At 33.0% G+C, this 12,085-nt stretch carries 6 protein-coding genes and 1 pseudogene; 5 read left to right on the top strand and 2 right to left on the bottom strand.

The genetic code is table 11. The features are described 5' to 3' along the window. Positions 1–2: 2 nt before the first annotated feature. Positions 3–782 (bottom strand): glycerol acyltransferase, encoded by a 780-nt coding sequence (locus AD998_00250; protein KOY84789.1) that lies wholly within the window; start codon positions 780–782, stop codon positions 3–5. A 239-nt stretch (positions 783–1,021) separates the two neighbouring features. On the opposite strand from AD998_00250, the gene AD998_00245 reads away from it, so the two are divergent. The 4 genes from AD998_00245 to AD998_00230 all read left to right on the top strand — a co-directional run bounded on the left by AD998_00245 (position 1,022) and on the right by AD998_00230 (position 7,501). Next, entirely contained in the window at positions 1,022–2,044 is a 1,023-nt protein-coding gene (locus tag AD998_00245; protein ID KOY84788.1) for a peptide chain release factor 2, read from the top strand. A gap of 88 nt (positions 2,045–2,132) precedes the next feature. After that, positions 2,133–5,267, top strand: coding sequence for a hypothetical protein (locus tag AD998_00240; GenBank protein ID KOY84787.1), 3,135 nt, complete (start codon positions 2,133–2,135; stop codon positions 5,265–5,267). A gap of 81 nt (positions 5,268–5,348) precedes the next feature. Further along, a complete protein-coding gene (locus tag AD998_00235; GenBank protein ID KOY84786.1) occupies positions 5,349–5,771 on the top strand; it encodes an rRNA maturation factor in 423 nt (140 codons plus the stop codon). Positions 5,772–5,809: 38 nt separating this feature from the next. Then, positions 5,810–7,501 carry a hypothetical protein gene (locus AD998_00230; GenBank protein KOY84785.1) on the top strand — a complete coding sequence of 564 codons (1,692 nt, stop codon included), beginning with the start codon at positions 5,810–5,812 and terminating at the stop codon, positions 7,499–7,501. 1,054 nt (positions 7,502–8,555) lie between these two features. On the opposite strand, the pseudogene AD998_00225 reads toward AD998_00230, so the two are convergent. Further along, a pseudogene (locus tag AD998_00225) lies at positions 8,556–9,407 on the bottom strand (hypothetical protein). Positions 9,408–9,716: 309 nt separating this feature from the next. Between AD998_00225 and AD998_00220 the strand changes: the two are divergent. Then, positions 9,717–12,080, top strand: coding sequence for a colicin receptor (locus AD998_00220; protein ID KOY84784.1), 2,364 nt, complete (start codon positions 9,717–9,719; stop codon positions 12,078–12,080). The last annotated feature ends 5 nt before the right edge of the window (positions 12,081–12,085 follow it).

Here is a 12,085-nt window from a genome sequence, read left to right as displayed (position 1 = left end):
GTTTATTTACCTTCAGGGCTATCAAATTTAAACTTGAATTTTTCTGATTGCTCTATCGCATCCATCACTTGTTCCAAAATAATATCTGCATCATCCTCATAATTAATTTGTAGGGGTTCTTTGAAAGTTATTTTGAGTTGTGTACCTGTTTTTTTAAGAACTAAACCTTTTTTATCAAAAGCTCTTCTAAAACCATCAATAACAACAGGGACAACAAGAGGTTTGTATTGTTTGATGATGTGGGCTGTGCCTTTTCTCCCTGGGGCAAAAGCTTTGGTTGTTCCTTGTGGAAAAGTAATCACCCAGCCATCTTCCAAAGCACTCCCAACATTGGCTGTATCCTGTGTATCTACTTCTCTCTTAATGTTTTTTCCAGCTTCTCTCCAAGTTCTTTTTACCTGAATAGCACCTACATACGCAAACAGACGAGGAATAAAACCAGATTTCATGGTTTCTTCGGCTGCTACAAAATAAGTATTGGTTCGTGGTTTTAGTAAATAAAAAGGATTTTTAGTATTTTTAGTGATTTTAGAATTTACAGTGCAAAATACATGAAGCATTGTAATCACATCAGCAAAATAAGTTTGATGATTAGAAACAAATAAAACACCTGTATTGGGCAGTTTTTCTAAAATATCTTTTCCTTTAAAATGTGTTTTATTAATCCAATTTAAACGAGGAAAAGTAAGGCTGCCTATCAATGAAACAAGTAGCCTTTTTAGAGGAATAATATGCCCAAAAGTGTCTTTTTTTATAAATGGTAACTTTAAACTTAATTTCATACATGATTGCGTTAATCATCAAAAATTAAAATACTCTTAATATCAAAAAACGTTCAAAAAAATAAAGATGATAAAAAAATATAAAAAAACAAAATAAAACCCCTATGAAGTCGTGTAAATACTCGTAGGTATTTGGCAATCAATTCAAGACTTTTTCTAAATTTGCAAATATTTTTATAAAACCATGAACCAAGAACAAATTAAAGAATCAAAAGCTCGTATCTCAGCTTTAAGGAGGTATCTTTGACTACGATCATAAAAAAGTTCTTTTAGAACAAGAACAAGAACGTACTACAGTATCAGATTTTTGGGATAATCCTAAACAAGCAGAGGCTTTATTAAAGGAAATTAGAAACATCAAGGTTTGGACAGAACCTATGAGTGCTCTTTTACAAATGGATGCAGATTTTGATGTTTTATATGAGTTTTATCAAAACAATGAAGTTTCTGAGACTGAAATAGACCAAGAATTTGCGAAAATTACAGAAGCCATAGAGGAACTGGAGTTTAAGAAAATGTTGAGTGTTGAAGAAGATAGTTTCAATGCCATGTTAGAAATTAATCCTGGGGCAGGTGGAACAGATAGTTGCGACTGGGCAGAAATGCTGATGCGTATGTATATTTTATGGGGCGAAAAAAACGGCTTTACTGTAAGAGAAGTGCATTTGAAACAGGGAGATGTGGCAGGAATTAAATCTGCAACACTTGAGTTTGAAGGGCAGTTTGCTTATGGGCTTCTTAAATCTGAAATAGGGGTACATCGTTTGGTGCGTATTTCACCATTCAATTCGGGAGGTAGTAGAGAAACCTCATTTGCATCTGTTTTTGTATATCCTGTGGTAGATGATAACATTGAAATCAATATCAATACTGCTGATTTGGATTGGGATACGTTCCGTTCGGGTGGTGCAGGTGGACAAAATGTAAATAAAGTAGAAACAGCTGTAAGAGTTCGACATAAGCCTTCAGGAATTGTTGTAGAATGTCAGCAAGAACGTTCACAACATCAAAACAGAGATAAGGCAATACAAATGTTAAAATCTCGTTTATATCAGTTGGAACTTGAAAAACGCCAAGAAGAAAAAGATAAAATAGAAGGAACAAAGAAAAAAATAGATTTTGGCTCTCAAATCAGGAACTATGTTCTACATCCTTACAAACTCATAAAAGATGTACGTACAGGTGTGGAACGTACAGATGTACAAAATGTATTAAACGGTGATATTCAAGAATATATCAAAGCTTTTTTGATGATGCAGTAAGTTTAGAGATGAGACCGTAGAAACAAGACGCAAGAAAAATAAATTGATTACAAAAACTTCAATATTTTAACTAAATTTAGTTTACTCAATGCAGTATTTCAAAAAACTTAACACGATTTTGGGCTGGATAGCTTTCTTGATAGCTACTACAGTCTATTTACTTACTTTAGAACCCACAGCAAGTTACTGGGACTGTGGTGAATTTATCTCAGCTTCTGCAAAATTAGAAGTTCCACACCCTCCTGGTACACCATTCTTTTTACTTGTAAATAGAATGTTTGCTATGCTTGCTTCTGAGCCTTCACAAGTAGCTTATATGGTCAATCTTTCTTCTGGTTTGAGCAGTGGATTTACTATACTTTTCTTGTATTGGACTATCTCTCTTTTAGCTCTTAAGTTTTTTAACTACAATAAGCCTGATTTTGAACCTACTAAAGCTCAAACACACAGCATCATGTTTGCAAGTGCTGTTGGAGCATTGGCTTACGCATTCTCAGATTCTTTTTGGTTTTCTGCAGTAGAAGCCGAAGTATATGCTATGTCATCATTTCTAACAGGTTTTATATTTTGGGCAATGCTGAAGTGGGATGTTGTGAAGGAAGAAAAAATGGCAAATCGTTGGTTACTATTAATAGCTTATTTGATAGGTATTTCCATTGGTGTTCACCCTTTGAACCTCTTAACGATTCCAGCACTTGCCATGATTTATTATTTTAATAAATCTAAAAATGTTACTCTAAAAGGCACAATTTACTCGATTTTAGCTGGCTCAGCTATTTTAGTATTTTTGATGTGGTTAATACCTGGACTTCCTACATTGGCTAAAAAAATAGAAGTGTTTTTTGTAAATACAATCGGTTTACCATTCAATTCAGGTATCTTATTTTTAGGTTTATTAATTATAGGAGGAATAATTTATGGAATTGTGTATTCTATCAAAAAAGGAAAAGTACTATTAAATATTGGAATGTTGAGCTTTACGCTTGTTCTAATAGGTTATGCATCCTATGGTATTATCCTAATTCGTTCGGCTTACAACCCTCCAATGGATGAAAATAACCCAGAAGATTTAGTAACACTTATCTCTTACTTAAACCGTGAGCAATACGGAAGCCGTCCTTTACTTTTTGGACCTATTTTTACAAGCCAGCAAGAGTTGTATGAGAAAATGCAAATAGAACAACGCCAAATGAGTTATTATCAAGGATTTACGGAAACTCCAATCTATAAAAAAGATGAAAAACAAGGAAAATATGTGATTGTTAATTATGCAAGAGAACCTATTTATGGGCCAGAGGTGAGGCAAATGTTTTTTCCCCGTATTCATAGCACCTCTCAAGGACATAATAGATTATATAGAAGTTGGTTAAACATAGAAGAAGATGAAACCATTACTATGTACCATAACTTGAAATTTTTCTTTAAGTTTCAACTTGGACACATGTATTGGCGTTATTTTGCTTGGAACTTTATAGGAAGAGAAAGTGATATTAAAGATGCAGGAATAGCATTGGGTGGCTCTAGTAAAAATCTACCTGAATACTTGGCAAAAAATAAAGCAAGAAATAACTTCTTTGCAATCCCTCTTATTTTGGGTATAGTAGGAATAGTTTTTAATATTCTACGAAATAAACAAACAGCAGGAATTATAGGTTTATTATTCTTACTTACAGGTATGGCTTTGATAGTTTATTTAAACTCCCCTCCTATTGAGCCACGTGAACGAGATTATATCTATGTAGGTTCATTTTATGCTTTTGCTATCTGGATGGGTTTTGGAGTTTTAGGTTTGATAGAAATTTTAGAAGGAGTATTATCCAAAAATAAACCTACCCCTCAAGACCCAACAGCAGGCATTACTTATAAAAATCCGGTTGCTTGGAGTGTTGCAGGTGTATTGGGTGTTGCTTGTGTATTTTTGATGTTGCAACAAGGTTGGGATGATCACAATCGTTCGGGAAGATATTATTCTGTGGATTCAGCAAAAAATCTACTGAGTTCTTGTGAACCCAATTCTATTTTATTTACAGGAGGTGATAATGATACATTTCCTTTGTGGTACGCTCAAGAAGTAGAAGGTTTTCGTACTGATGTAAGAGTTTGTAATACAAGCCTTTTGGGGACAGATTGGTATATTTCTCAAATGAAATTACCTGCTTACGATTCAGACCCTTTACCTATTTCATTAGAAGAACCTTTGTATCGTTCAGGTACAAATGATGTGATATCTGTTGAACCAAGCCCTATACTACCTGAAAAAGAAGCTAAAAAGCTGATGGGAGAGGGTATTCCATTAGACCAATACTTAGATTTATTAAAACAAAAGAATCAATATATTTTAGATGATAAAGGAGAGTCAATTTTGCCTTCACAAAAACTTTTATTAAGTATAGAAAAAGATATAGATTTTATTAAAAAATCAGGATTTTTACCCGCACAAGCTGATACATTACTCAAATATCCAATGTATTGGCAATTACCTGCTAAAAGTATAGATAAAGATGAGTTAATCATGTTGGATATTATTGTTAATAATCACTGGAAACGTCCTATTTATTTTGCTACACAATTGGGTGCTGATGATTATTTAGGCTTAAAAGATTATATGCAAATCGAAGGTTTAGCATATAGGTTACTGCCTGTACCTGTGGGTATTAGCACGCCTAAAAATAAAGAGCTTTATGTCAATACAGATTTGAGTTATGATTTATTCATGAAAGAAAAGAAACAAACCTTTAAGGGTAAAGAAATAACAAGAAAAATGACATGGAGAGGTTTAGATAATCCGAAAGTGTATCATAATGAAGACTATTTAGGGTTTATTGCTCAAGCTCGTGAAAATATTGTAGAAATAGCAGAAGCACTTATTGCAGAAGGTAAAAAAGATAAAGCTAAAGAATTGATGTTACACTCTCTTAAAGTAATACCCATAGAATCAATACCTTATGATGTATATGTAGCACAATTAGTTCCTTTACTTTTTGAAGCAGGAGAAGAAAAGAAAGCTACAGAACTTTATCAGAAGATAGGTAAGGAGGCTGATCTTACTCTTGCGTATTTAAATGATAATTACAACGGAAAAGATGCATATCGCATTCAGCATAATATATATGCTCTCAGCGTATTTGCCCAAACTCTTGAAGAACGTAAAAGCCCTGATGCAGCTAAATACAAAGAGCTGGCTATGAAATATAGACAGATTTATAAAGATGCTTTTAAATAAGACTAATAAAAGGCTACAAATTATTTTGTAGCCTTTTGCTTTCAAAGATTAAATTTTATACAAATCAATTACATATAAATTATGGCGATACAATTTTTTCAAGAAAATATAGAATTCAAACTTAAAAACTCACTTAAACTTAAAAAATGGATAAAGGGTGTTGTAGAAAATGAAAAGCAAAAAGTTTTAGACTTGAATTTTATCTTTTGTGATGATGAGTATTTACATCAAATAAATGTAGAATATCTCGACCATGATACTTATACAGACATTATTACTTTTGATAATTCTGAAGAAAAAGGAAAAATAGAAAGCGATATTTTTATAAGTATTGAAAGAGTAAAAGAAAATGCGGGTAAACTACAAGTTACTTTTGAGCAAGAATTACACCGAGTAATGATTCATGGGGTGTTACATTTACTAGGTTACAAGGATAAAACAAAAATGGATAAACAAACCATGAGAGCTAAAGAAGATGAAGCTCTTAGTATGTTGGTTTTATAAGTTTTTGTATATTTGGAACTATGAATAACTTATTTCCTATGAAGAAATTATTGTTTTTGGCATGTAGCATTCTTTTCATCAATTCAGTTTTTGGACAAGCAAATTGCTTTTATGCACAAGATTATATACCCTCTGCTACACAAGTACGAGTTTGTATTGGAAAGCCCATTACGATGAATGATGCAGGGTGTGTAAATTTTAATCCAGATCCTAATCGTCTTTATAAATTTTTTCCTGCTCAAAGCCCAACAACAACTAAAACACATACATATACCCAAACAGGAATTTACACAGTAGAGTTTATTGGTAATTTAATTAGTGGTGGTGGCTCAAGTGTAGTCAGAAGTAACTATGTTCAAGTTTTACCAACACCCAAACCTAAAGTAAAATTAACTCGTTGTGCTGGGACACTCAAAGTAGAATTTGTTGAGTTTACTCCTTATGATAGATACAAAGTAAAATTTGGTAGTAATGAACAAATTATAACAACTAATCCTGCTATTCTTACTTTTCCTGCTGGAACAACCAATATCAGTGTTGTAGGAGAATACAATCTCAATAAAACGACAGGTGATGGCTTTGAATCTGGAGTGAATGCAGATACTACTGTTTCTAACTTTCAGATTTATAACAACTTAAGTGATATAGCCAGTTCATTTAGAGCAGAACAGCAAGGTATTAGTTCTGCATGTAATGGAAAGATAAAAGTATCAATTCCAAAAGTGTTTGCTGATATTCGTTATGAAATAGTGATTTCAAAAGGAGGAAAACCTTTTGAAATATTGGATGTCATAGAGAATAAGAACCAAGATAATTATAGTTTAGAAATAGATAGCTTAAATAATTTAGGACAAGAACATAGAATAGAAATTCGTTTGAGAGATTTGTGTAATAATACTCATACGTTCTCTCAACCATTTTTTCCTACATTTAGTAACTTACCACTCAAAGTACAAAAAGTAAATGCCTCATTTAGCCTTGATAACAAGCTTCAAATCTCTTGGACTGCCACTGGACAAGCTCAAGAAGAACTCCGAACCTATCAAGTGTTAGAAAATGGAAAAGTATTAGATGTTACAACCAATGTCCAATTAGGCTTTTCTGGTAAAGAAACTAAAAATAGTTGTTATACAGTAGAATATACAACAAGTTGTGGTGTCAAGACCCTTACATCTGAAACAACTTGTCCTGTTATTTTGAGAGGGAAAGATGTAAGCCCTGAAGAAAGATTTTTGGAGTGGACACCCTATAAAAATTCTAATAATGAGGCTGTTATAGCCTATGAAGTTGTTAAAGTAAATAGTATTGGAGGTGCAATAGATAATTTCCCTGCAGGAACAGCCACCAACTACAGAGATACTAAGGAAGATTTAGAAAATCAGATTATCCAATATAGAATTAAGGCTATTACAGCAACTGGAGAGTCTTTTTCAAATTTAATTCGTATAGAAAGACCTGTAAGACTATTTTTTCCAAATGTCTTTACACCTAATGGTGATGGATTGAATGATACGTTTTTCCCAAAAGGTTTGTTTATTAAGAATTTTAAAATGTCAATTTTTAATCAGAATGGGCAAAAATTGTTTGAATCATCTGCTTTGGGAGAAGGTTGGGATGGGAATTTTGGAGGAAAAGCAATGCCTACGGGTGTATATATCTATTCTTGTGAAGTACAAGACTTGATAGGTAATACGATTAAAAATTCTGGTACGTTTTTACTACAAAAATAAAGCCTCTGTAAAAGAGGCTTTATTTTTATTTCACTAAGTTGAGACTTCCTTTATAGCGTCTACTGGTGTAATCTATTACATAATAATAAACACCCATGGGTAAGTTACTACCATCCCATTTGAAGTTCCTGTCTTTACTTTCAAAAATAGGTTTTCCCCAACGATTATAAATTTTTATTCCATTGTATTGATATAAACAGTTATCCGAAGGCAAAATTCTATTAAAATCTGCTACTTGTGGTAAATCTTCCATTTGGAAAACATCATTGACACCATCACCATTGGGTGTAAATGTATTGGCAGGCAAGAAATTATCCACATTCGAGAAAGCATCTTTTAAATTTACTTTAAGAGTGAGCGTATCATCTGCAACATTACAAGTATTACTTTTTTCCCTTAAAATAATATCTATGATAAATTGGTCGTTTTGTCCATTAATTTTGATGAAACGACAATCTGGTCGCCAAATAAAATCTGTGGTAAATCTGCCTTTTCCCTCTTTAGGTGTGAAAGTAATATCCAAACTATCAATATTAAAACCTCTACCTACTGCAAAAATACTTAAAGAGTCATTGTCTTTGTCAAATGCTTGGAAAGTAGCTTTTACTTCTTGTCCTGATGTGAGTAGGGGAGTTGTTGTAAGTGTGGGAATATCAAAATTGGGTGTAGCTTGAGTAATAGTAAGTGATGGAGGGTTGTTAAATTTAGGACGTACCTTCATTTTTACAAATAATGTATCAATTCCTCTTACTGGACAACCTTGGTCATCTACAATAATACCAAATTCAAAAATTTCATCACCTTTAAAACTATATAAACATTCTTTCCAACAGAATTTTGCAACTCCAATACCAGAAGAATTAACTGTAACAGCACTTACTGTTTGATTTCCTGCATTTCTGAATGGACGGTAATTGTTGAGAGTTAACTTTTTAGCATTATCATTAATAGGATAATAAGTCATTTTAATATTTTGTCCAGGAGTATCAAAAAACTGTAAATTTAAACAAAGAGCTTGGTTAGCATCCAAATCTAATAATGTGTTTTCTTGATAAATACTTCCATTAGGCAATTGTAAACGAGTTTGAGGTGTTGGATTTAATTCTTGACAGTTTTTAACTAAAATCTGATAATCTCTTTTTACTTCTCCAATTTTAATACCACCTCTAAATTCTTCACATTTTACAGAAAAAACAAACAAACCTGCTTGACTAGGCTTACCAGAAAGAACACCTGTGGTAGGGTCAACAGTAAGCGGGAAACCAAAAGTACTGGGAATGGCATTGGTAGCTGAAAACCCAGGTGCCCAAGTGATTTGAGATGGAGGAAAAGGATAAGTTGCTGGAGGATTTGGAATAGCATTACCACTAGCTCCTATACCATTGAAGGGTGTATCCATAGAATACACTAAATTATCCCCATCAGCATCAGTAGCTCCAAAATTAAAAGTAAAATCACCTCCTAAACACAAATAACTTGCTTGTGGAGTAGAAAATGCTGGACTATTATTGATAAAAGGATTACCTGCTTGTTGTATGGCTGGAAAATCTAGATAAAAAGCATTGGCTGCTCCACCAGGGTTGGTAATATTAGAAATTGCATTGTTTCTACAACATCTATCCCAAATAGCATAATAACCAGCAGCGTCAGAGTAGTCGGCCAATACAAGTGTAGCTTGTGTTTCATATACCAAACGTGTGAAACGTAAAAGTATTTGATTAGTACAAGAATCAACAGGGAAAGATAAATTGGTTTCAGAAACTAAAGGAAGTGTTAGGGTTTGGACTCTTCCATTATTAGATTTTCTGTAAATACCAATGGTAATGCTGTTGTCTTTCACTGTGGATGTCTTATCCCAATACATATTCAGGTTGAAACGATAAGTTGTACCAGAAATAAATGTCATTTGGAGTTCTCCTCCTACGATATGCGTTGCTTTAGAAGAGTTTATAATTCCAACAAAGCAAAGAAATAAGATGAGTATATGTTTTTTCATTTTGGCTATTTGTTTGTTTTTCAGTTGTTAGGGAAAACAAAATTATAAAAAACTGGTAATAAACAGAATATTTATTTGTAGTTTTTATGTAATACAAAATTGATGTTTGGATAATAATCTGATAAACAATATTTTATATAAAAATCTTGTAAAGTTTTAAATCAACAACAAAGGCTCTTATGAACTCTTTGTGTATATTTGTCAAAACCAGTATTATCAATGTCAAGATTATTAATTTTCCTCTTTTTTATTCTTTCTTTTCAAACCTTTTCTCAAAAAGGAATTATACAAGGCAAAATAACAGATGAGTTAGGCAAGCCCTTAGATTTTGTTGTGTTGGCTCTTCCTAATTACAGAATAGGAACAACTACCAATCCACAAGGAATATATCGTTTGGAAATACCTGCAAATATAGATATATCACTCAAGATTAGTTATTTGGGACTTAGTAAAGATACTTTAGTGAGAGTTTTGGAGGGTAGCATCACAGAGCTAAATTTTGTGTTTAAAGTAGCAGAAATCAAAGGTATTGATATTGTTGCCAAGAAAAAAGATAGTTTGCAACGTATGGAGGTGAGTATTACTCGCTTTGATGCTAAAAAACTTGAAGCAATGCCTTCTGCATTTGGGGATTTTAATAAAATATTGGCGACATTGGCAGGAGTTGTAAGTAATAATGAGCTTTCTGCAACTTACTCAGTACGAGGTGGTAGCTTTGATGAAAATTTGGTGTATGTAAATGATATTCAGATATATAGACCATTTTTGATACGAGCAGGACAGCAAGAAGGCTTGAGTTTTATCAACCCAAATTTGGCTGGAGATGTGGTTTTTTCTTCAGGAGGCTGGCAATCGAAATATGGGGATAAGCTTTCTTCTGTTTTGGATGTAAAATACAGAGAACCTATCAAAAATGGAGGCTCTTTAACACTTGGTATCCTTAATAATCAAGGGCATATAGAAGGGATTAGTAAAAATCAGAAATTCAGTTATACAGCAGGTGTAAGGCGTAAAAGCTCTCGATATTTATTAAATACTTTGCCTGTAAAAGGACAATATTTGCCTCAATTTTTTGATTTTCAGGGATATGCAAGCTATGAGTTTTCAAAAAAATTGACATTAAGTTTACTTACTTCTTATGCTCAAAATCGCTATTTGGTAAGTCCTGAATCTCAAGAAACAACATTTGGTACCGTTAATAGGGTATTAAGACTTTTTGTAGCTTTTGAAGGGCAAGAAAAAATGGATTATGACATTACTCAAAATGCTTTTAAACTAACTTTTAAACCAAATAATAAGCTAACAACTAATTGGATACTCTCACAAGTATTTACTTCTGAAAAAGAGTATTCTGATGTGGAAGGTGGATATAGATTATGTGAAATCAATCCTAATTTTGGAACACAAGGTTTTAATGAATGTGTTACGACTGTAGGGGTAGGCTCAGAATACTTGTATTTACGAAACCGACTGAAAGCTCAAATTTATGCCTTTGAAAATCGTTCTGTGTATGATTTGAACTCCAAACACAAAATTGAATTTGGATTAAGATATTCTTATGAAAATATCAATGACAAACTTCAAGAGTATAATTTTACAGATTCAGTAGGCTTTGTGAACGTTATTTATAGAAATTTTAGAGACAATACCTTAGAAAGCAGTCGTTTTTCAGCATATTCTCAACATACTATTCAAATAGATACCAATCAAACCCTGACTTATGGTGTAAGGCTTGCTTATTGGAGTATAAACAAAGAATTTCTTGTAAGCCCAACACTCCAATATGCTATCAAACCACGAGGTCGAAAAGATATGATTTGGAAAGGAGCAGTAGGAGTATATCAGCAGCAACCATTTTTTAGAGAGCTAAGAGACTTTCAAGGTAATTTAAATCTAAATCTAAAATCTCAAAAATCTATCCATGCTGTAGTGGGTAACGATTATGTTTTTAAAGCCTTTGGTGATAGAAACTTTAGGCTTACTAATGAATTGTATTACAAATATTTATGGGATGTAGTGCCTTATGATGTTGATAATGTACGCCTGCGATATTATGCGACTAATGGAGCAAAAGCCTATGCAGTGGGTTGGGATGGTAGAATAAGTGGGGAGTTTATTAAAGGTACAGAATCTTGGTTTTCAATGAGTTTGATGCAAACCAAAGAAGATGTTGATTTTGATAACAAAGGTTATCTCAGACGCCCTACAGATCAAAGACTTACTTTAGGAATGTATTTGGAAGACCATTTGCCTAATAACCCTACTTGGCGAATGAATTTGAATTTGGTTTGGGGAACAGGCTTGCCTTTTAACGTTCCTAATAATCCTGAATTACGAAATGTTTTTCAAGGGAAGGCATTTAGAAGAGTAGATGTAGGTTTTTCTAAATATGTGGATAGAGTTCGTTTTGGAGGTAGAACGGTTTTTCAGTCGTTATGGATAGGAGCAGATATTCTAAACCTACTGGCTATCAATAATGTAATCTCTTATACTTGGGTAAGTGATCTGAACAGACAAAGATACGCCATTCCCAATGCCCTATCAGCAAGATTTTTGAATTTAAGAGCTATTGTGAAGTTTTAATTATA

This window comes from bacterium 336/3 (assembly GCA_001281695.1).
Lineage (GTDB): Bacteria > Bacteroidota > Bacteroidia > Cytophagales > Thermonemataceae > Raineya.
The sequence above is the reverse complement of the archived record's forward strand: the minus strand, read 5'-3'. Positions and strand labels throughout refer to the sequence as shown.

Bases quoted from the DNA above. Each gene is read 5' to 3' on its own strand.
- AD998_00250 (KOY84789.1), bottom strand. From the start codon at position 782: ATGAAATTAAGTTTAAAGTTACCATTTATAAAAAAAGACACTTTTGGG.
- AD998_00240 (KOY84787.1), top strand. From the start codon at position 2,133: ATGCAGTATTTCAAAAAACTTAACACGATTTTGGGCTGGATAGCTTTC.
- AD998_00235 (KOY84786.1), top strand. From the start codon at position 5,349: ATGGCGATACAATTTTTTCAAGAAAATATAGAATTCAAACTTAAAAAC.
- AD998_00230 (KOY84785.1), top strand. From the start codon at position 5,810: ATGAAGAAATTATTGTTTTTGGCATGTAGCATTCTTTTCATCAATTCA.
- AD998_00220 (KOY84784.1), top strand. From the start codon at position 9,717: ATGTCAAGATTATTAATTTTCCTCTTTTTTATTCTTTCTTTTCAAACC.